This is a genomic window from Myxococcus qinghaiensis, from assembly GCF_024198215.1.
Classification (GTDB): Bacteria; Myxococcota; Myxococcia; order Myxococcales; family Myxococcaceae; genus Myxococcus; species Myxococcus qinghaiensis.
Map to the genome: position 1 here is coordinate 162,052 of NZ_JAKCFA010000005.1, position 19,862 is coordinate 181,913.

The 19,862-nt window shown below is 67.4% G+C and carries 17 protein-coding genes; 11 read left to right on the plus strand and 6 right to left on the minus strand.

What is annotated here, in order from left to right; translation table 11 throughout:
• The first annotated feature begins 124 nt into the window (after window positions 1–124).
• From LZ199_RS10695 to LZ199_RS10715, 5 genes are all read left to right on the plus strand, one after another.
• Window positions 125–1,381, plus strand: a complete 1,257-nt coding sequence (locus LZ199_RS10695) for a serine/threonine protein kinase (protein ID WP_253993549.1) — start codon at window positions 125–127, stop codon at window positions 1,379–1,381.
• 120 nt (window positions 1,382–1,501) lie between these two features.
• Window positions 1,502–2,914, plus strand: coding sequence for a hypothetical protein (locus LZ199_RS10700; RefSeq protein ID WP_253993550.1), 1,413 nt, complete (start codon window positions 1,502–1,504; stop codon window positions 2,912–2,914).
• The gene (locus LZ199_RS10705; RefSeq protein ID WP_253993551.1) at window positions 2,904–4,508 is read left to right on the plus strand and encodes a Tox-REase-5 domain-containing protein; all 1,605 of its coding nucleotides are present in this window, start codon (window positions 2,904–2,906) and stop codon (window positions 4,506–4,508) included. The genes LZ199_RS10700 and LZ199_RS10705 overlap by 11 nt, the downstream gene beginning before the upstream one ends.
• 13 nt (window positions 4,509–4,521) lie before the next feature.
• Entirely contained in the window at window positions 4,522–5,235 is a 714-nt protein-coding gene (locus tag LZ199_RS10710; RefSeq protein WP_253993552.1) for an immunity 52 family protein, read from the plus strand.
• 427 nt (window positions 5,236–5,662) lie between these two features.
• A complete protein-coding gene (locus LZ199_RS10715; protein ID WP_253993553.1) occupies window positions 5,663–6,622 on the plus strand; it encodes a hypothetical protein in 960 nt (319 codons plus the stop codon).
• Window positions 6,623–6,630: 8 nt separating this feature from the next.
• Here LZ199_RS10715 and LZ199_RS10720 read toward each other — a convergent pair whose 3' ends face one another.
• Genes LZ199_RS10720 through LZ199_RS10730 form a run of 3 tightly spaced genes read right to left on the minus strand, consistent with a single transcriptional unit; the run spans window position 6,631 to window position 9,655 of the window.
• Window positions 6,631–7,590, minus strand: coding sequence for an alpha/beta fold hydrolase (locus LZ199_RS10720; protein ID WP_253993554.1), 960 nt, complete (start codon window positions 7,588–7,590; stop codon window positions 6,631–6,633).
• 42 nt (window positions 7,591–7,632) lie between these two features.
• Complete coding sequence (locus LZ199_RS10725) at window positions 7,633–8,784, minus strand: acyl-CoA dehydrogenase family protein (protein ID WP_253993555.1); 1,152 nt, start codon at window positions 8,782–8,784, stop codon at window positions 7,633–7,635.
• Between the two features lie 16 nt (window positions 8,785–8,800).
• Window positions 8,801–9,655 (minus strand): IclR family transcriptional regulator, encoded by an 855-nt coding sequence (locus LZ199_RS10730; RefSeq protein ID WP_253993556.1) that lies wholly within the window; start codon window positions 9,653–9,655, stop codon window positions 8,801–8,803.
• A 105-nt stretch (window positions 9,656–9,760) separates the two neighbouring features.
• Here LZ199_RS10730 and LZ199_RS10735 point away from each other — a divergent pair, with 105 nt between their 5' ends.
• The 5 genes from LZ199_RS10735 to LZ199_RS10755 are packed head-to-tail and all read left to right on the plus strand — an operon-like array spanning window position 9,761 to window position 15,860.
• On the plus strand, window positions 9,761–10,531 hold the full coding sequence (locus LZ199_RS10735) for an enoyl-CoA hydratase (RefSeq protein ID WP_163863765.1): 771 nt from the start codon (window positions 9,761–9,763) through the stop codon (window positions 10,529–10,531).
• A 1-nt stretch (window position 10,532) separates the two neighbouring features.
• On the plus strand, window positions 10,533–12,056 hold the full coding sequence (locus LZ199_RS10740) for a 3-hydroxyacyl-CoA dehydrogenase (protein ID WP_253993557.1): 1,524 nt from the start codon (window positions 10,533–10,535) through the stop codon (window positions 12,054–12,056).
• A 5-nt stretch (window positions 12,057–12,061) separates the two neighbouring features.
• Window positions 12,062–13,258, plus strand: coding sequence for a 3-oxoadipyl-CoA thiolase (locus LZ199_RS10745; RefSeq protein ID WP_253993558.1), 1,197 nt, complete (start codon window positions 12,062–12,064; stop codon window positions 13,256–13,258).
• A gap of 36 nt (window positions 13,259–13,294) precedes the next feature.
• Window positions 13,295–14,713: an aldehyde dehydrogenase family protein gene (locus LZ199_RS10750; protein WP_253993559.1), complete on the plus strand. Its 1,419-nt coding sequence runs from the start codon at window positions 13,295–13,297 to the stop codon at window positions 14,711–14,713.
• 52 nt (window positions 14,714–14,765) lie between these two features.
• Window positions 14,766–15,860: a zinc-binding dehydrogenase gene (locus tag LZ199_RS10755; protein WP_253993560.1), complete on the plus strand. Its 1,095-nt coding sequence runs from the start codon at window positions 14,766–14,768 to the stop codon at window positions 15,858–15,860.
• A 61-nt stretch (window positions 15,861–15,921) separates the two neighbouring features.
• On the opposite strand, the gene LZ199_RS10760 is transcribed toward LZ199_RS10755, so the two are convergent.
• Window positions 15,922–16,830, minus strand: coding sequence for a LysR family transcriptional regulator (locus tag LZ199_RS10760; protein WP_253993561.1), 909 nt, complete (start codon window positions 16,828–16,830; stop codon window positions 15,922–15,924).
• A gap of 134 nt (window positions 16,831–16,964) precedes the next feature.
• On the opposite strand from LZ199_RS10760, the gene LZ199_RS10765 reads away from it, so the two are divergent.
• Complete coding sequence (locus tag LZ199_RS10765; protein ID WP_253993562.1) at window positions 16,965–17,729, plus strand: SDR family oxidoreductase; 765 nt, start codon at window positions 16,965–16,967, stop codon at window positions 17,727–17,729.
• Window positions 17,730–17,794: 65 nt separating this feature from the next.
• Here the strand turns inward: LZ199_RS10765 and LZ199_RS10770 are convergent, their stop codons facing one another.
• Window positions 17,795–18,712, minus strand: coding sequence for a transporter (locus LZ199_RS10770; RefSeq protein WP_253993563.1), 918 nt, complete (start codon window positions 18,710–18,712; stop codon window positions 17,795–17,797).
• Between the two features lie 42 nt (window positions 18,713–18,754).
• Complete coding sequence (locus LZ199_RS10775) at window positions 18,755–19,843, minus strand: branched-chain amino acid ABC transporter permease (RefSeq protein WP_253993564.1); 1,089 nt, start codon at window positions 19,841–19,843, stop codon at window positions 18,755–18,757.
• Window positions 19,844–19,862: the final 19 nt, after the last annotated feature.

Below are 19,862 nucleotides of genomic sequence, written 5' to 3' on the forward strand. Positions count from 1 at the left end.
TTCGATGGGCGGGCTTCGTGCCGTTCGCGACCTATAGCGTCGTTCACGTCGGACATGACTGGGAGTACCTTCTGTCTGCCTTCACGCGAGAGCTTTCGCGGAGGGCTATGAGGAGACTCCCACCATGTCTGATGATTCCAACCCTCGGCTGACCGAGGGCGTGGTCCTCTTTTCTCAAGGGGATACCACATACTTTCTCTTTCAGATTCTCGGAGAGGGCCGCAACGGGGAGCGCATCCTCTACGCGCGGCCCCGCACGCCCGAGGGGTTCCAGGGCAAGGTTCTGGTCAAGTACGTGGCGCTCTCTGGGGGTGAGGGGCTCACGGATAAGCACCAGCGCGCACGCGTTCGACTGGAGGAGGAAGTCAGACTGGCGCGCTTTCTCCAGCACCCCAACATCGCCCGCGTCCATGGCCTGTTCGAGATGAAGAACGCTCTTTGCGTCGCCAGTGAATGCGTGGGTGGCTTCACGTTGGACTCCCTGCTTGCCATTGCTCAGGCGCGCGGGCGCTACTTCTCCGAAGCCTTCATCCTCTATGTGTTCGCGGAAGTCGCGGCGGCTTTGGCCTACGCCCATGCGCGCACGGACGATGCCGGGATTCCTCTGAACATCGTCAACCGCGACGTCAACCCCACGCGGATTCGGCTCACGCCTCGGGGTGGTGTGAAGCTGACGGACTTTGGAGTGGCCTTCTCGCGTCTGGCCGGGCGAGTTGCAACGACACTCCCGCGTCCCAAGGGAGACGTCATCTACGCGTCACCGGAGCTGCTGCTGGGAGAGGACGTTGACGGGCGCGCGGACCTCTTCTCGCTGGGCCTGACGATGCTGGAGTTCGCAACGGGCCGGCACCTGTACGACCCAGGCAACATGAAGATGGCCGACCTGGAGGCACGCATGTCCGAGGAGGAGCGGCGGCGCTTGCTGAAGGCGACTGTCAGAAGCATGGACGCGGGGCTGACGTCACTCGCGGAGGACGCCATTCACTGGTCCATGGCGTATCGCCCCGGGGATGTGGATGCGGCAATGCAGGGGCTACCCGACCGGCTCAGCACCATTCTTGGCTGGTTGCTTCAGCGCAGCCCCGCGACGCGCTTCGGGACGGCCTCCGAGTTGGAGCGTGTGTTGCGCGTCCGACTGGCTGAACTGCCCCCGTTCGGCCCGAAGGATGCGGTGAAAGAAGTCGAGCAAGCACTCACCGACGCGGGCGATGCGATGGAGGAGCTGGACTTGCTCGACGATGAGGGCGGCTTTGTTCCGGCTGATTGGCGGGCGCCCCCGGACCACGTCGAGACGCAGCCCGAGGCGCGCAACGAAGACGAGCTGACGACGGACCCCACTCCCGCGCCTCGTCGAGCTGTGAAGGCGCCGCCGACCGCCTGACGTCGGCACCTTTCTTCACTCACCACCGCTGATTCACCACCGGCCCGACTCAAGTCGCTGAGCCGACCGGGAGACGTGTGTTCTTCGTGCCTCATGCCGGGGCACGCATAGGAGGCGTGTATGCGCAGGAAGCGAAGTTGGATTGTCGCGCTGCTGCTGGTGCTGCCTGGAGTGACCTGGGCGGAAGAGATTGCGGACCCACCATTGCCCGAGGAGGTGGACGAGATAGAGGAGGAGACGTCGCCCGAGAGCACAACGGAAGATGCCGAGAGCCCACCCGCCCCGGAACGAGGCGAGGTCTCACGGCCTGCGCGCTGGACGAACTTGCTTCGAGTGGAGGCCGCGACGTGGGCGCTGTTGCCGCGCGCGGGCATGGGCACGGACGAGGGCTATTTCCAGGTCGAGCCCACCGTCGTCTTCGAGCGCGGCCCGGAGTTTGGCGTCAACCTGGGGACTCCGCTGCGGTTGCGCGTGTGGGGGCCGAAGGATGGCGGGGTTGTCCGGCGCGAGGACTGGGACACTCTCTCCGACTGGGGACAGTTGGTGAGGAGTCTCAAGCTTGGCTCGGACAATTCACCGCTGGGAGTCTGGTTCGGCAAGCTGGACAGCTACAGCCTTCTCAATGGGCATCTGGTCCGGCGCTATGCCCACCGCGCGAATCCGGACTACCACCCAGCGGCAGGTGTCCTGACAGGCACGCTGGGGCCCGTCTACGTCGAGGCGTTCTCTTCGGACGTTCTCGGTGCTCGACTGATGGGCGCGGAGGCGGAGCTGGACCTGGAGCACGTTCTCTTCGGCAAGCCCAAACAGAAGGGCCGCTACACACTCGGCCTGTCGGCGGTGCATGACTGGGGACGTGCTGGTGGACGCGCGGCCTCGGTGACGCTGGCGCACATGGACGCGGTGGCCGTGTTGGTGGTGCGGCCTGAGTTTGAAGCGCAGGTCTTCGCGGGTTGGGGCGGCAGGCCGGGGGAGGCAGGCGCATGGGGCGCGGTTGTCGGTGCGGGCGCGGATGCAATCACACCGACGCTCAAGATGGCGTTGCGGCTGGAGGCGCGGCGCCAACACGGTGGCTTCCGGCAAGGTTTCTTCGGGCCGGACTACGAGCTGGCGCGCTTCAAGGCGGTGGGCCCTGCCGGCGTGCCGCTCGCGGATGCGCCCTTCCCGGATGGCTACTCCGCATTCGGTGAAGCGGAAGTGGGCTGGGATGCCGTGCGCTACGGGGGGCTCTACAAGCACCTGAAGCTCTCGCTGGGTGCCGAGGTGTTCTCCTGGGGGCGTGTCGACGTGGACGGGCGCATGGCGGTGCAGCTCTTCGAGCGCAGCCTGGAAGTGGCCGTGAAGGGGCTCGCCGTCGGAGCTGGGAAGCCGGGGGCTCGCTACCTGGGGGCGGCGGAAGTGCGCTGGCGGTTCCTGGGAGGGAAGTTCTACGCGCTCGGGACGGGTGGCACGCTGTTGTTCCCCACGACGGACGGGACGTTGCGGCCTGGCGCCTTCGCATCAGTGGGGCTGGGGGTGGACAATGCGCGCTAACGCCCTGCTGCTTGCCGTGGTCCTGCTGGCCACGGGATGTGCCTCCGTGTCGCGCGCTCCCGGGCGTGGTGGAGCCCTTGGCTTCGCGCTGCGCGTGTCTGGTGGGGAGCCCACCCGGGAGCCCCGGCACATCAGCCCGCCACGTGCGATGGCCTCGTCCTCGGACGACGACGAGCGGAAGCGGCGCCATCGGGTCTTCCGCGAAGACACATCAACTGGGGAGGACAGCACCGTAGGGGTGGCCGCTGGAGGAGCTGTCGCGAGCCTGCCTCTGAATTTGGATGCGTGGGAGTCTCTGCTGACGAACGCGGGACTTGCGGCGCGGGACGAGCGTCCGATTCCGGGCGGCCCGCTCACTCCGACCCAGGCAGCGCGGCTCCTCGAGACTCTGTTGGGGAAGGACGTGACGCTGGGGCAGTTTCCGGCGCGACTCGCGGTGGGCTTCGTCCTGCGTGAGGTGCTGGGTTCGGGCGAGGCGGTGTCGCGCGCTGAGCTGGTGCAGAGGGTGGAGCGCTTCAAGCATCTGGCGGTGCTCCGGCCCGACGGGTGCCTCGCGTGGGTGCGCAGCGGCAGGACGCAGCAGCGAGTGGCTCCAGTGGAGTGGAAAGATGGGACCTTCCGCGCGCACGGCTTCGAGCTGGGTCGCTTCTACAATGGGCGCACGGGCGTCTTCCGTTTGCTGGACGACGAGCTGCGGGAGGTCAACGGCTTTGCCATCGCGGACGTCCACGACGATGCCGACGTCATCAGTCGCACGCTGGACGGGGCAGAAGAAGCCTTCGTCGGGCTGGCCTTGGCGGTAGGGCAGTTCTTCTCGACGTCGCCCGCTGACAACCTCGCGGCGCTCCGACACATGCCTGCCGCTGTGGCCGCGCTGCTGGCCTCGTCGCCTGAGTACATGGAGCGCTTCCAGTACATGACACGCGGCGAGCAGATTCAGTCCGTCTCCAAGCTGGTGACGAACATCATCGCCACTTGGGGCACGGTGTCTGCCACAACGCGCACGCTTCAAGGTGCGGCGCTCGCTACGGCGGAAGTGCCGGTCCTGTCGCTCTCGGCTCAGGGCGCGCTCGCGATGGAACGTGTTGCGGTGCCGGTGGGACGCGCGGCGGCGGTGCTGAGTGGCGGCCCCGGCGCGGCAATCATCCTTCAACGAGCGAGCACGGCCGCGAAGAGCGGGGCACCGTCGAAAGGGCCCGGCCAGTGGGCACCTGCCAACGAGAAGATGTCACCTCGTGCGCGGCGCTACCAGGAACAGGTCTCCGGGCACTCGGCGGACGAGGCATACTGGGTCGGAGGCACGACAACGAAGGACGGAGGCGTGAAGTTCGATGGCTTCGAGAAGGGCGTACTGCTGGAGGCCAAGGGGCCGGGCTACGCCAAGTTCTTCGAGGGGCTCGACCCAAAATCCTGGTTCAAGAACTCGGGGGCGAAGTCCCTTGGAGAACAAGCTCTCCGACAACTGCGGGTAGCCAATGGCCGACGCATCCGATGGCACGTAGCGGAAGAGCAGGCGGCAAATGCGATAAGGAAGCTGCTGGAAGGCCGAAACCTGGGCGAAATCGAAGTCGTTTTCACGCCACCATTGCCGTGAGCAGAATCGAACCATGGACGAGAGCTATTACCTGGGGGCCTATTGGCGCGCGCGGAATGAGTCTGCGAGCGAGTGCGCCGCGCGTGCTGTGACATTGTTCTCGCTGCTTCCCAAGGTCGACCCGTCGCTTGCCCAGTGGTTCCGGCAAAGCAAGTCACGCAAGGACGCGACGAAGAATCCGATTGCGTCCGATCATGCTGAGTTGGAGCGACGACTACGCCGAACCAAGGACCGTCATTTTGAGGACCTGGGGTTCCGCCTGAGTGGCTGGAACGGAGCGCCCGAGGACGCCGACGCATCCAGTTTCGATGCAGCCGTCGGGATCTATTCCGAATGGGTGGGAAACTTCTGGCTGTTCGAGCTGCCCTCACGGGGGCCAGTTGCGGAGCGACTCCTTACTGGAAAGGTTCTCTCTGAGCTGCTGCGAGCAACCGCGATTGCATGGGAGCCAGATTGGGGTGTGGCTATGTCCCACGCACACCGCGAGATGGTCGGAGATCGGCACGTTCCGAAGTCGCCATACGTAGGAGGAGTGACCTATCTCGCGCGGCATCTTGGTGTGGTGCCGCCTCTCCCAGCCCCGGTGCGTATCGAACCCGTCGAGGACAAGGGCACCCTCGTCATCCTCACCCCCGAGCGCTTCACAGCCAGCAACCCGGAGCATGTGGCGCTGGCTGAGCGAGTGCGGGAGCTGCTGGACCGAGCGGGGCTGTTGAAGCCGCTCTAGGCACAACCGTAGGAACCAAGAGGGGCCGAGTTACCTGTCGCTCGGCCCCTCTCGAAGCGGGTTGAAGACGGTCTCCGTCAGGCCCCGCCATGTTGCACGTATGTCGCATGACTCTGCGGAACGCGCTGGAACATGGCGGGACGACGGGGACTGTCGCGGGACGTCGAAGCCGAAGCATCTCGGGCAGTTGCGGGGTAAGGGCGCGATTCTGCTGGGTTTGCGCACTGCCCGGCTGCGGGTTCGACTCCCGGGGCGTGCACTCTCGTTGAGTCATTCATCCGGTTGTGGCAAGGAGTGACCTGCCCGCCATGGATGAGTCCCCTTCGAACCTCGTTGATGTCTGCCTTTGCCTCGCGGCCCAACAGGAGCCGTGGTGGTCAGGGCACGTCCGTGTTGTTCCTGGGACGCTCGCCGGAGCGGGTGCGCCATGAGCCCCGTCACGCTGCAAATCAACCTGGCGCCCACGGACCATCCGCACGCGCGACTCATCCTGCCGCACCAGCTTCGTCAGCTCGGTCCCTCCGTGCAGGAAATCCTGCTGGTGCTGGACCTGCACCGCAGTCAGGGCAGCCGCTTCGCGGAGGCGTGGCTGGAGCGGAAGCCGAAGATGGAGTCGCTGCTCGCGGAGCTGCGCGCCGCCGACCCTCGGGTGCGCGTGGTGGAGGTGGACTACTCGCCCGCTACCACCCAGGCGCTCTCCGAACGGTTCTTCGGCGGTACGCGCCTGCCGATGAAGGACTCGCGCGGTGGCCCCTATCACTCCTATTTCTTCGGCGTGGCGCAGGCGGCGCACCGGCATGTCCTGCACCTGGACGCGGACATGCTCATTGGCGGCGGCTCACGGACGTGGGTGAAGGAGGCCGCGGAGCAGCTCGCCGCGCGTGAGGAGCTGGTGAGCTGCAGTCCGCTCTCGGGCCCTCCCAGAGCGGATGGCACCATCGGCGTGGATGCCCGCTGGTACGAGCCGGATGGCGCGCCCCAGGCGTTCCGCTTCCGCCGCTTCAGCAGCCGTGTCTTCCTGGTGGACCGCGACGCGATGACGCGGCGCCTGGGTCCGCTGCGCGCGAGGCTGGCACCGCCCATCCACGTCCTGCGCGCGCTGCGAGCCGGCAATCCGCCCTACCGGGAGCCGGAGAACCTCGTCACCCGGACCATGGCGAACAAGGGACTGTGGCGGTTGGACTTCCTGGGCACGGGCCCCGGACTGTGGACGCTGCATCCGCAGTACCGCTCACCCACGTTCTACGCGCGGCTGCCGGAGCTCATCGCCCGGGTGGAGTCCGGCGACATGCCCGACGCCCAGAGAGGCCAGGAGAACGTGCACGACAGCCTGGTGGACTGGTCCGACGTCCGCGTGGCGCGCAAGCGCTGGTGGCATCGCAAGTAGGAGGACGCTCACCCGCTCGCGGTGGAGCGCTCCGTGACGCGAGCCAACGCGGGCATCGCGTCCGGCCGGTCCCACACGACGAAGTGGCTGCACCCGTCCAGCTTCACCACGTTGAGCTCGGGCATGCCACGCTGAGCGCTCTCCAGCATGGAGGAGGACTCCAGCACCCGGTCCTTGCCTGGGACGAGCACGGTGCCGCGACGCACGTTCCGGAACACCGACGCGTCGCGCTCCTGGCTCCAGGCGCCGATGTCCAGCAGGTTGGCCACCATGGTCGACACCCGCTTCGGGTTGAACGGGAAGGCCATGATGAGCTCCCGCTTGCGCACGTCCTCCAGCGGCCCCCAGGCGCCCCGGTTGTGGCGGGCGATGGGCGCACGCCGCCACAGGGGGATGAGGAAGGGAAGCAGCCAGAGCTGCGCGCGCGACAGGCTCGTGTACGGCCGGGCCTGCGGGAGCACGGGCGCCTCCAGCACCACCTCCACGCGCTCGAACAAGTCCGGCCGCTGCTTCGCCGCCTCCAGGACGACCGCGCCACCGCGCGAGTGCCCATGGACCCGCACCTGGTCCGTCTTCGGCAGGTGCTCCAGCGCCTGCACCAGCACCGCGGCGTCGTGGGCGATGGTGCCCTCCGGCTCCTTCGGGATTTTCGCCCAGGGTGCGGGGTGCTCGCGAGGCGTGGTGATGGGCAGGTGGTAGTCGCAGCTCGTCACCAGGATGAGCTGGATGTCGGCGTCACCGTAGTGGCGCGTGAAGTAGCGCATATCCGCCACGAAGCCGTGCATGCCGATGACCGTGGCGCGGGGCTGCTCACAGCGTCGCTCGGCGATAACCGCCTTGCCGACCCGGTAGACGTGCCCGTCGAAGGGCTCGCTCGGGCTGGGCGTGCCCTCCCTGCGCAGCAACCACTGCCGCAGGGCGAGCACGGAGACGGTGATGCCAGCAAGGACTCCGAATGCCGCGTACATGCATGCTCCAAGGAGGGGGCGCCGGAGCCTCGGGGGGAGGGCTCAGCTCGCCTCGCGCATCATATTGCGCGCGATGACCAGTTGCTGAATCTGACTGGTGCCCTCGTAGAGTCTGAAAAGTCGCACATCGCGATAGAAGCGTTCGATGCCGTAATCCGCGATGTAGCCTGCCCCACCGAAAATCTGCACCGCGCGGTCCGCGACGCGTCCCACCATCTCGCTCGCGAAAAGCTTGCAGCAGGACGCCTCGGTGCTGATGTTCTGCCCCTGGTCCCTGCGCAGCGCCGCGTCCAGCACCATGCACCGGGCCGCGTAGGACTCCATGCGGCTGTCGGCCAGCATCGCCTGGATGAGCTGGAACTCCGCGATGGGCTTGCCGAACTGCTCGCGCTCCATCGCGTAGCGGAGGCTCTCGCGGATGAGGCGCTCGGAGACGCCGACGCACACGGCCGCGATGTGGAGCCGGCCCCTGTCCAGCACCTTCATCGCCGTCTTGAAGCCCTGTCCCTCCACGCCCCCGAGCAGCTGCGTCGCCGGGACGCGACAGTCCTCGAACAGCACGTCGGCGGTGTGGGTGCCCTTCTGGCCCATCTTCCGGTCGGCGGGGCCGATGTGCAGCCCCGGTGTGCCTGCCTCGACGAGGAACGCGGAGATGCCACCCGCGCCCTTCTCTTCGGGATTGGTGCGCGCCATCACCGTGAACAGCCCGGCCTCCGGCGCGTTGGTGATGAAGCGCTTGGTGCCATTGAGCACGTAGACGTCGCCGTCGCGTCGGGCCGTGGTCCTCAGCGACGAGGCATCCGAGCCGGCGTTCGGCTCCGTCAGCGCGAAGGCGCCGACAATCTCGCCCGAGGCCAGCCGGGGCAGGTACTTGTTCTTCTGCTCCTCCGTGCCGTCCAGGATGATGCCCTGCGAGCCGATGCCGTTGTTGGTGCCGATGAGCGAGCGGAACGCGGGCGACGTCTGCCCGAGCACGAAGGCCACCTGCACCTCCTGGCTCATGTTCAGCCCGATGCCGCCGTACTCCACGGGGGTGGACAGGCCGAACAGGCCCAGCCCACGCATCTCCATGATGATGTCGGCGGGAATGGCGTCCTCGTCCGCGACGCGATGCTCGTTGGGAATCAAGCGCTCCTTCACGAAGCGCTCGAGCATGGTGAGCAGCGGGGCCAGGGTGTCGTCCTCGCGCATCATGGGCAGGGATTCCTTGTCAGCGATTCTGGAGGGCTGCTTCGACGTTGCGGACGAGGTTCACCAGCCGGGGCCCGATATCCAGGAGCAGTCGCTGGCGCGGGAGGAGGAAGGACGGGCCGCCACAGTTGAAGGCCAGCAGCCCGCTGCCGTCCGGCGCGATGAAGGGCACGCCCACGGCGTTGACGTCCTTGTCCCAGTCGCCGACGGAGAGCGTGAAGCCGTAGGTGCGGTACTCCTCGAGCGCCTTCTCGATGCTGGCTTCGATTCGCGGCCACTTCTCCGGCTCGCGCTTCGCCATGTGGTCCATGAAGTAGCGGCGCTCGCCCTCCGGCAGCGCGACGAGCAGCGCGCGTCCCATGGCGGTGGTGGCCAGCGGAAGCCGTGAGCCGATGTCGAGCCGCAGCGTCACCGCCGCCGTGGAGCGACAGTGCTCCACGTACACGACATTCAAGCGGTCTCGACTGCCCAGGGACACGGGGACGTTGGCGTAGTCCGCCAGGTCCTGCATCAGGGGCCGGGCCACGTCGCGCACGCCCATGTTGGACAGCGCCGCGAAGCCCAATGCCAGCACACGGGTGCCGAGCTGGTACTTGCCCAGTCGCTGGGAATACGTGAGGTAGCCCAGCCGCGTCAGCGTGTGCGTGAGGCGGGAGATGGTGGGCTTGGGCAGCCCCGTGCTCGCCGCGAGCTCCTGGTTGCCGAGCATGGGGCGCTGAGGCGTGAAGGCGCGCAGGATTTCCAACCCCCGCGCGAGCGCCGTCACGAACTGACGGTCCTTCACTTCTTCTTCGCCCACCTGCTCCAGCGACTCCACGTAGGGGGCAGCACCAACGTCATTGGGCGGAGATGAGAGGGCTGAGAAGCGTCGCATGGCGGTCCTGAAAGTGCGGGATTGCCTTCACGATAAACAGACAGTACAAATGGGTCAAGGTTTGCGAAACTCAATTCCGCACAGCGAAATTGATGGAGACCCGCCATGGCTCAGGTGCTCGTTGAGAAGCCCGAGGAAGGCGTCGCATTGGTGCGACTCCATCGCCCCGAGGTTCGCAATGCATTGGGGTTGGAGCTGCGTCAGGAGCTGGCTGCCTGCTTCCTGGAGCTGGGAGCGGACACAGCGGTCCGCTGCATCGTCCTGACGGGCGGGCCGGAGTTCTTCGCGGCGGGGGCGGACCTGCGCGCGCTGGCGGAGGCGACGCCGGTGGAGCTGCTGCTCCGAGACACCCATCGGCTCTGGCAGTCCTTGGTGGAGTGCCCCAGTCCGGTCATCGCCGCGGTGAATGGCTTTGCGCTCGGCGGTGGCTGTGAGCTGGCCATGCACGCGGACATGATTGTCGCGGGCGAGGGTGCCAGCTTTGGGCAGCCGGAGATTCGCGTCGGAATCATGCCGGGAGCGGGCGGCACGCAACGCCTGACGCGGGCGGTGGGGAAGTTCAAGGCGATGAAGCTGCTGCTCACCGGTGAGCCGATGACGGCCCGGGAAGCGGAGGCGATGGGGCTCGTCACGGAAGTGGTTCCGGACGGCGAGGTGCTGGAGCGGGCGCTGGCACTCGCGCGCAAGGTGGCGCGCATGCCGCCTTTGGCCGTGCGGCAAATCAAGGAGGTCGTCCTCGCGGGGCAGGATGCGTCGCTGTCGGAGGCGTTGTTGCTGGAGCGCAAGGCGTTCCAGCTCCTCTTCGCGACCCGGGACCAGAAGGAAGGCATGCGGGCCTTCCTGGACAAGCGCAAGCCCGCCTTCGAGGGACGCTGACATGGTCGACGTCCAGGCTCCCTCGCTCACGTTGGGGCTGGTCGGCACGGGTGTCATGGGTCGTGGCATCGCCCAGCTCGCCGCGCAGGCCGGAATCACGGTGCGCCTGTTCGATGCCCGTCCCCAGGCCGCCGAAGAGGCCCGCGCGAGCGTTGCGTCGATGTTCGACTCTCTGGTGGCGAAGGGCCGCTTGTCTTCGGAGGTGGCTCGCGCGGCGACGGCCCGGCTGGAGCCCGTTCCCTACGAAGCGTCGCTCGCTGGCTGCGACGTGGTGGTGGAGGCCATCGTCGAGGACCTCCGGGCGAAGCAGGAGCTGTTCACCCGCCTGGAGGGAATCGTCGGCCTCGGCTGCCTGCTGGCCACGAACACCTCGTCATTGTCGGTGACGGCCATCGCCGCTGTCTGCGAGCGCCCGGGTCGTGTCGGAGGCTTCCACTTCTTCAACCCCGTGCCGTTGATGAAGGTGGTGGAGGTCATCGAGGGCGCGCGCACGGAGCCGTGGGTGGGCGAGGCGCTCGTGGCGCTGGCGCATCGTCTGGGTCACCGGCCTGTGCGGGCGGCGGACACGCCGGGCTTCATCGTCAATCACGCGGGACGTGGCTTCGGCACGGAGGCGCTGCGCATCCTCCAAGAGGGTGTCGCTTCCTTCGCGGACATCGACCGGGTGCTGCGCGAGGCCGCGGGGTTCCGGATGGGGCCCTTCGAGCTGCTGGATTTGACGGGGCTCGACGTCTCCCACCCGGTGATGGAGTCCGTCTACGAGCAGTTCTACCAGGAGCCGCGCTTCCGTCCGTCGTATGTGCTGAGGCAGCGACTCACTGCGGGACTGCTCGGGCGCAAGAGCGGGCAGGGCTTCTACGCCCACGAGGGCGGCAAGCCCCGCGTCGAGCCGGAGGCCGCGCTTCCCTCGGGCGAGCGTCGGCCGGTGTGGGTCGCCGCCGATGAACCTGGCTGGCGCGACACGCTCTTGTCCCTGGTGCGCGCGGCGGGGTGGTTCCCGGATGACGGTGAGCAGCCCGCGCCGGAGTCACTGTGCCTGGTGGCCCCGCTCGGGAGGGACGCGACCACCACTGCGCTGGCGCTGGAGGTTGACCCCGAGCGCACCGTGGCGGTGGACCTGTTGTTCGGCCCGGAGCGCCGCCGCACGGCGATGACGACGCCAGTGACACGGCGGCCGTTCCTGGACTCGGCGCTGTCGCTGCTCGCGGCGGATGGCACTCCGGTGTCGCGCATCCACGACAGCACGGGCTTCGTCGCGCAGCGGGTGCTCGCCACGGTCGTCAACATCGCCTGCGACATCGCGCAGCAGCGCATCGCGAGTCCCGAGGACATCGATGCCGCCGTGACGCTGGGGCTCGGCTATCCCAGAGGGCCGCTGGCCTGGGGTGACGCGCTCGGGCCTCGCAGACTGCTGAAGATGCTGGAGGCCATCCACTCCGCCTCGGGTGACCCTCGCTACAGAGCCAGTCCGTGGTTGTCCCGCCGAGCCCGGCTCGGTGTCTCCCTCCTCACTCCGGAGAGCTGACCCTCATGAGTGCCTATATCTACGACGGGCTGCGCACGCCGTTCGGTCGTCACGCCGGAGCACTGGCTCCCATTCGTCCCGATGACCTCCTCTCCGGAGTCATCCGCACGCTGCTCACGCGCGGCCCCTTCGAGCCCGGTGCCGTCGAGGACGTCGTCATCGGCTGCGCCAATCAAGCGGGCGAGGACAGTCGCAATGTGGCGCGACATGCGGCGCTGCTCTCGGGACTGCCCATCGAAACCGGTGGCGTCACGGTGAACCGGCTGTGTGGCAGCGGTCTCGCGGCGGTGCTGGATGCGGCACGGTCCGTGATGACGGGGCAGGGTGAGTTGTTCGTCGCGGGAGGCGTGGAGAGCATGAGCCGCGCGCCCTTCGCGATGGGCAAGGCGGAGTCGCCCTACAGCCGCGAGGCCCAGGTCTTCGACACGACGCTGGGTGCGCGGTTTCCCAACGCCCGCCTCGTGGCGCGCTTCGGCGGGGATACGATGCCGGAGACAGCGGACAACATCGCGAGGGATTTGGGCATCGGTCGCGAGCCGACGGACCGCTTCGCCCTCGCGTCCCAGCAGAAGTACGCCACCGCCCAGGGGCGCGGTTTCTTCTCCGGTGAGCTGGTCCCCGTGGAGCTTCCTGGACGACGGGGCACCGTCACCACCGTGGCGACGGATGAGCACCCGCGCGCGGACACGACGCTCGACAAGTTATCCACACTGAAGCCGCTCGCGCCGGAGGGGGTCGTCACCGCGGGCAACGCCTCTGGCATCAACGACGGCGCGGCGGCCCTGCTCATCGGCTCCCTCAACGCGGGTGAAGATGCGGGGTGCAAGCCGCTCGCGCGCATCGTCTCGGCCGCCATCGCCGGGGTTCCTCCGCGCACCATGGGCCTGGGCCCTGTCCCGGCCGCGCGCAAGGCGCTGGAGCGAGCCCGACTGACGCTGGCCGACCTGGACGTCATCGAAATCAACGAGGCCTTCGCCGTGCAGGTGCTCGGCTGCCTCAAGTTGCTGGAGCTGAGCGAGGACGACAGCCGGGTGAACCCGAACGGCGGCGCTATCGCTGTCGGTCATCCGCTGGGGGCGTCCGGTGCTCGCCTGGCGCTGACGGCCGCGCGCCAGCTCCAGGTCTCTGGTGGTCGCTATGCGCTCGTCAGCATGTGCATCGGGGTGGGGCAGGGCATCGCCGCCGTCCTGGAGCGCGTCTGACGGCTCCACTCATTCCTCTGACGTTGGGAGAACCGCATGCAGGTCTACGACAAGCTCTACATCCACGGTGAGTGGGTGGCGTCCCGGGGGACGGGACACATCGACGTGCTCAGCGCCTCCACCGAGGAGGTGATGGGTCGAATCCCCGAAGGCACCGTGGAGGACGTGGACCGCGCGGTGCGCGCCGCGCGTGCCGCCTTCGACACCTGGTCCACTCGACCCGTCGAGGAGCGCGCGGCCCTGCTGCGTCGGCTCCAGGCGGGGCTGACGGCGCGACAGGATGAGCTGGCTCGGACGATTACGGGCGAGCTGGGCATGCCCATCGCATTGTCGAAGCCCATCCAGGTGGGCACACCCATCGCCGTGACGGGCACCTATGTGCAGCTCCTTCAGGACTTCGTCTTCGAGGAGCAGGTGGGCAACTCGCTGGTGGTGCGCGAGCCGGTGGGCGTCGTCGCCTGCATCACCCCGTGGAATTACCCGCTGCATCAGACCATCGCGAAGGTGGCGCCCGCGTTGGCGGCGGGTTGCACCGTTGTCCTCAAGCCGAGCGAAGTGGCTCCGCTCAACGCCTTCATGCTCGCGGAGATTCTCCACGAGGCCGGCGTGCCGCCCGGGGTCTTCAACCTCGTGTCGGGAACGGGCCCCATCGTAGGCGAGGCGCTCGTGCGTCACCCCGAGGTGGACATGGTGTCCTTCACGGGCTCGACGCGCGCGGGACGCCGGGTGTCGGAGCTGGCGTCGGCCACTGTCAAGCGCGTGTCCCTGGAGCTGGGCGGGAAGTCCGCGTCCATCATCCTCGACGACGCGAACCTCAAGACCGCGGTGAAGCGGAGTGTCGGCAACTGCTTCCTCAACAGCGGGCAGACCTGCACGGCGCACACGCGCCTGCTCGTGCCGCGCGCGCAGCATGAAGAGGCCGTGAAGATTGCAGCCGAAGTCGCCGCGAGCTTCACCGTGGGCGACCCGTTCAAGGGCGAGGCGAAGCTCGGTCCGGTCATCTCCGACGCACAGCGCACGCGTGTCCGCGAGTACATCCAGCAAGGCATTCGCGAGGGCGCGAAGCTCGTCGCCGGCGGACCCGAGCAGCCCGAGGGACTCTCGAAGGGCTACTACGTGAAGCCCACCGTCTTCGCGAACGTCACGCCGGAGATGACCATCGCGCAGGAGGAGATTTTCGGCCCCGTGCTCGCCATCATGCCGTACGACGACGAGGACGACGCGGTCCGCATCGCGAACAGCACCATCTACGGCCTCGCCGGTGGCGTCTGGTCGGAGGATGTGGAGCGGGCGAAGCGGGTGGCTCGGCGGATGCGTACCGGTCAGGTGGACATCAACGGAGGCCGCTTCAATCCGCTGGCGCCGTTCGGTGGCTACCGACAGTCCGGACATGGCCGTGAGCTGGGCCGGTACGGGCTGGAGGAGTTCCAGGAGCTCAAGGCGATGCAGCTCTGACATTCGTCCGTCGTCCCCCCTCTCGCTGTTTCCCTCCGACTCAGGAGCCCCCATGAAGGCCGCCGTGTGTTTCGAGAAGGACGTGCTGACCATCACCGACGTGAGCTTCGAGCCGCCCAAGGCGCGCGAGCTGCTCGTCCGCATGGTCGCCTGTGGTGTCTGTCACACGGACCTGTCCGTGGTGAACGGCACCGTGAAGATGAAGCTCCCCTGTGTGCTGGGACACGAGGGCGCGGGCATCGTTGAGGAGGTCGGCGCGGACGTCACCCACGTGAAGAAAGGCGACAAGGTCGTCCTCTCGTGGGTCGCCCAGTGTGGTGAGTGTTACTTCTGCCGCATCCAACGTCCGAACTTGTGTGAGCTGGGCGAGCGCATCAACGCGAGCAACCGGATGCCGGACGGCAGCTCGCGGCTGCACAAGGACTCGCGGGAGCTGAATGTCTTCTCCGCGCTCGGGGCGCTGGCGGAGTACGCAGTGGTGCCCGCGCGAGCGGCGGTGAAGCTCCCGGAGGATGCGCCGCTGGACAAGGCCGCGCTGATTGGCTGCGCGGTGACGACAGGCGTGGGCGCGGTGCTCAACACGGCGCAGATGCCGCCCGGTGGCTCGGTGGTGGTGTTCGGCACGGGTGGCGTGGGGTTGAACATCATCCAGGGCGCGGTGATTGCCGGGGCCGAGCGCATCATCGCGGTGGATGTCCACCCGAGGAAGCTGGAGTTCGCCAAGGTCTTCGGCGCGACGGATGTCATCGACGCGCGCGAGACGGACCCGGTGGCGGCCATCCGCGAGCTGACGAAGGGACGCGGCGCGGACTACGCGTACGAAGCGGTGGGCCGCAAGGAGACCATCGAGCAGGCGTACCAGTGCACGCGCAAGGCCGGCACCTGTGTCGTCGTCGGCGTGGGCAGCGTGAAGGAGCAGATCAGCCTCAACGTCTTCGTGCTCCCGCTGTTCGAGAAGCGGCTGCTCGGCTCCTGGTTCGGGACGGCGGACATCCACCGCGACATGCCCCGGCTGATGGAGCTCTACCTGCAGAAGAAGCTCAAGCTGGATGAGCTGGTGACGACGACGTACACGCTGGACCAGCTCGACCGAGCCTTCACCGACATGAACAGCGGAGTGAATGCCCGGGGCGTTGTCCTCTTCTGACGCACGGGCCTCTACTTCGTGTCGTCAGCGAGAACTCGCCAGTCCGGCCCTGGGAGCACTTTTACGTTCGCTCCCAGGGTGGCGTGCCTCGGAACTGCTCGACGAGGAAGTCGATCATCAGCCGGACCTTGGCGGAGAGATGTCTCCGGCTGGGATAGATGGCGAGGATGTCGATGTCCGGCAGCGAGTACTCCGGCAGGACTCGCACCAATCGCCCCGCGCGCAGGTCCTCGCCAATCAGGAAGCCGGGTTGCCATATCAGTCCACGGCCCGCGAGCGCGGCGGCTCGAACAGTGTCTCCATTGTTGCTCTGCATCACGCTGCGCATGCGCACGACCTGAGTCCTGCCCTCGGAGTCCGTGAGCGGCCACTCCTCGGCCATCGACGAGTTGCTGTACGCGACGCAGACATGCTTGGAGAGGTCGTCCAACTGCCTGGGCACACCGTGTTGAGCCAGGTACTCGGGCGACGCGCAGACCAGGTTGTGTGACTTGGCGAGCCGTCGTCCGATGTTGCTCCCCGCTCCACCGAGCGAAATGCGGATGGCCAGGTCATAGCCCTCCTCGACCAGGTCCACGACTCGGTCGGAGAGCGACACGTCCAACTCCACCTCCGGATGGCGCGCGAGGAAGCGCGGCCACAGTGGCGCCAGGTGCAGGATGCCGAAGCTCAGCGGCGCGTTGAGGCGCAGGCGGCCTCGTGCCTGGACGGTGCTCGCGGAAGCCAGGGCCTCGGCCTCCGCCACTTCCTCCAGGATGGTGCGCGCTCGCTCGTACAGTGCCTTGCCGCTCTCCGTCAGCGACAGTCGACGTGACGTGCGGTTGAGCAGGCGTGTGCCGAGATGTCGCTCCAGCTCGTGCACGTAGCGCGTGACGTTGGCCGCCGACGTGTCGAGCGCGTCCGCCGCCTGGGTGAAGCTGCCTCGCTGGACGACGGAGGCGAAGACTTCGAAAGCACGGAGACGATCCACGGGTTCGGCCTCCCATCATTCATAAAAGCTGAATGAGTAGACCAGCTTCCAACCCTTACGCCCAGGAAAGCTGAGGCGTATCTCTCTTTCATCGACGCCGGCACCTCGCCGGCTGAATCGCGGGAGAGCCAGTCATGGAACGGTTGAACGGGAAGGTCGCCATCATCACCGGAGCGAGCGCGGGCATCGGGCGCGCGGCAGCGAAGCTGTTCGCGGCGGAGGGCGCGAAGGTGGTGGTGGGCGCGCGCCGCAAGGAGGAGTTGGACACGCTGGTCGCCGAAATCGTCGCGGCTGGTGGAAAGGCCGTCGCACTGGCGGGGGATGTCCGCTCCGAGGAGTACGCCCGCGCGCTGGTGGCGCTCGCGGTGCAGCGCTTCGACAGGTTGGACATCGCCTTCAACAACGCGGGCGTCATGGGCGAGAGCGGCCCGAGCACCGAGGTCTCCGAGAAAGGCTTCAGCGACACGGTGGCGGTGAACCTGACGGCGGCCTTCCTCGGCGCGAAGCACCAGCTGGGGCCCATGGTGAAGCAGGGCGCGGGCTCCATCATCTTCACGTCGACGTTCGTCGGCTACAGCTTCGCCTTCCCGGGCACCGCGGCCTACTCCGCGAGCAAGTCCGGACTGGTGGGACTGACCCAGGCGCTCGCCGCCGAGTACGGCCCGAAGGGCGTCCGGGTGAACGCGCTGCTGCCGGGCGGCGTCGACACGCCGATGTATCAGACGGTGAACGCGTCGCCGGAGTCGAAGACCTTCATCACCGGGCTGCACGCCCTGAAGCGGGTGGCCACGCCCGAGGAGCTGGCGAAGGCGGCGCTATTCCTCGCCTCCGATGACGCGTCCTTCGTGACCGGCACCGCGACGCTGGTGGACGGCGGCGTCTCCATCACCCGGACGTGAGTGATGCACGTTGAATCCCAAGGAGACGGCCCGAGTCCCAAGGCCGTCTCCCGAGGGCACAGCGCCTAGAAGAACACGTGCGTGAAGCGCGCGCCGATGAACTGGCTCTTCGTCAAGCCCTCGGAGACAGCCACGTCGGGCTGGAACTGGAGCATCAGCGTGGACGCCTTCTCCAGCCGGATGCCCATGGTCAGCCGCAGGGACTGCACCGTGCTGCGCTTGGCGATCTCCAGTTCCCCCGCGGGCGTGTCCAGCGTGCGCTTGCCGGACGCCTCGACGATGTAGCCCGCGCCAGTGAAGAATGTGGAGGACAGGTCCATGCCGAAGTGGAAGATGCCGCCGAAGGACGGCGCCTGGCTCATCACCAGCTTCGAGCCACCCTCGGCGCTCGGCACCAGGAACTCGTCGTTGTCGCCCTGGAAGGCCATGCTCGCCATCGCCTCCACCGTGAAGATCTTCTTGAAGCGCTGACCCGCCACGAGCTGCGGGCGCACCACCCAGCGGTTCGCGCCGATGTTCACCAGCTTGTTGCTGTCGTACTGGCCCACCGGCACCGTGACGTAGGGCGTGAAGGCGAACCACGTATGGGTGTTGTCCTCGGCGTTCTGCACGAGCCCATATCCAATCGTGGGGATGTACGTGACGTCACCCACGCCGGAGGCGCGCAGCGCCGTCTTCGGAGCGGACGGAGACGCGGGGTTGGCCGTGAACACCGTCACGTCCACCACCGGCAGGCTCACGTCGAACGGGACGACGACGAGGTCGCCGAACTTGAGCACGTAGGTGGCGCGGAAGGCCGCCTGGAGTTGTGAGAAGTCACGCTCGCCGGAGGCAGATACGTGACGCAGGTACATGTTGGAGATGATGCCCCGGTGCGGCACGAAGAAACCGGCCTCGTAGTCACGCAGGTCCGCCTGCTGGGCCTGGGCACCGGTGGCCGACAGCAACGATACGAACAGGACAGTGAGCAGCACGCGCTTCATGGTGATTCCCTCCCTCATTGAACGTCGACGACTTGGATTGACTCAGTAACGGAACGGCCACGCCTGGAAGTACCGGCGGACCCGCAGCCACACGCCGAACAGCCCCAACGGCTCCAGCACCAGCACGAGCACCACCACCAGAGACAGCAGCACCGTCGCCTGCTGCGCGGACGTGAGCTGGTTCACCAGGGGAAGCGCGCCGCCCACCGTCTCCGCCAGGGGACTCAGGAAGGTGAACGCGAGCGCGCCACTCACCGCGCCGAACACCGTGCCCACCCCGCCCAACACAATCATCGCGATGTATTGGATGGAGAGGTTCAAATCGAACGGCGGCTCGACGGTGATGTATTGCTGCTGGAACGCGAACATCGCCCCGGCGATGCCCGCCAGGAAGGACGACACACCGAACGCCTGGAGCTTCGCCTGCGTCGTGCCCACTCCGAGCACCTCCGCCGCGAGGTCCTGGTCCCTCACCGCCATCATCGCCCTGCCACTGTCGGAGCGTTGGAGGTTCTTCGTCAGCCACACCGTGCCCGCGGCCAGCAGCGCGAAGACGAAGTACAGCTTCCGCTCGAAGTTGAAGCCCACCCCGCCCACCACCCACGTCTCGCTCAGCGAGGCCGCCACGCCCGCGTCGTCGCGGAACCACCAGTACATGGGCACCGCCGTCCCGCTCAGCCCGTTCGTCACCTCGGGGTACGCGAGCAGCACGTGCTGCGTGAGGAACACCAGGCCCAGCGTGACGATGGCCAGATACAAGCCCTTGAGCCGCAGCGCGAAGGCGCCGATGACCACGCCCACCAACGCTGACACGCCCCCCGCCAGCGGCAGCGCCAGCCAGAAGGGCCAGCCCAGCTTCGCGCCGAGCACCGCCACGGTGTACGCGCCCAGCGCGAGGAAGGCCGCGTGCCCCAGGCTCACCTGTCCCGCGAAGCCCGTGAGCACCATCAGCGACGCGGCGCCGACGATGGCCACCAATCCCAGGTTGCCCACCGTGAGCCACCGCGTGCTCACCAGCCACGGGTACGCCAGGGTGATGCTCAACGTCAGCAACACGCCGGCCCTCTGCCACAGGCCGGGAAAGAGCTTCAGGTCGTCCTCGTACCGAATCACCAAGGGGCGGGTTGGCATGATGTGGTCTCGCGGCGCG

What these genes read in the sequence shown, in the direction of transcription:
- LZ199_RS10695 (WP_253993549.1), top strand. Translation starts at nt 125, where the DNA reads ATGTCTGATGATTCCAACCCTCGGCTGACCGAGGGCGTGGTCCTCTTT.
- LZ199_RS10700 (WP_253993550.1), top strand. Translation starts at nt 1,502, where the DNA reads ATGCGCAGGAAGCGAAGTTGGATTGTCGCGCTGCTGCTGGTGCTGCCT.
- LZ199_RS10705 (WP_253993551.1), top strand. Translation starts at nt 2,904, where the DNA reads ATGCGCGCTAACGCCCTGCTGCTTGCCGTGGTCCTGCTGGCCACGGGA.
- LZ199_RS10710 (WP_253993552.1), top strand. Translation starts at nt 4,522, where the DNA reads ATGGACGAGAGCTATTACCTGGGGGCCTATTGGCGCGCGCGGAATGAG.
- LZ199_RS10715 (WP_253993553.1), top strand. Translation starts at nt 5,663, where the DNA reads ATGAGCCCCGTCACGCTGCAAATCAACCTGGCGCCCACGGACCATCCG.
- LZ199_RS10720 (WP_253993554.1), bottom strand. Translation starts at nt 7,590, where the DNA reads ATGTACGCGGCATTCGGAGTCCTTGCTGGCATCACCGTCTCCGTGCTC.
- LZ199_RS10725 (WP_253993555.1), bottom strand. Translation starts at nt 8,784, where the DNA reads ATGATGCGCGAGGACGACACCCTGGCCCCGCTGCTCACCATGCTCGAG.
- LZ199_RS10730 (WP_253993556.1), bottom strand. Translation starts at nt 9,655, where the DNA reads ATGCGACGCTTCTCAGCCCTCTCATCTCCGCCCAATGACGTTGGTGCT.
- LZ199_RS10735 (WP_163863765.1), top strand. Translation starts at nt 9,761, where the DNA reads ATGGCTCAGGTGCTCGTTGAGAAGCCCGAGGAAGGCGTCGCATTGGTG.
- LZ199_RS10740 (WP_253993557.1), top strand. Translation starts at nt 10,533, where the DNA reads ATGGTCGACGTCCAGGCTCCCTCGCTCACGTTGGGGCTGGTCGGCACG.
- LZ199_RS10745 (WP_253993558.1), top strand. Translation starts at nt 12,062, where the DNA reads ATGAGTGCCTATATCTACGACGGGCTGCGCACGCCGTTCGGTCGTCAC.
- LZ199_RS10750 (WP_253993559.1), top strand. Translation starts at nt 13,295, where the DNA reads ATGCAGGTCTACGACAAGCTCTACATCCACGGTGAGTGGGTGGCGTCC.
- LZ199_RS10755 (WP_253993560.1), top strand. Translation starts at nt 14,766, where the DNA reads ATGAAGGCCGCCGTGTGTTTCGAGAAGGACGTGCTGACCATCACCGAC.
- LZ199_RS10765 (WP_253993562.1), top strand. Translation starts at nt 16,965, where the DNA reads ATGGAACGGTTGAACGGGAAGGTCGCCATCATCACCGGAGCGAGCGCG.
- LZ199_RS10770 (WP_253993563.1), bottom strand. Translation starts at nt 18,712, where the DNA reads ATGAAGCGCGTGCTGCTCACTGTCCTGTTCGTATCGTTGCTGTCGGCC.
- LZ199_RS10775 (WP_253993564.1), bottom strand. Translation starts at nt 19,843, where the DNA reads ATGCCAACCCGCCCCTTGGTGATTCGGTACGAGGACGACCTGAAGCTC.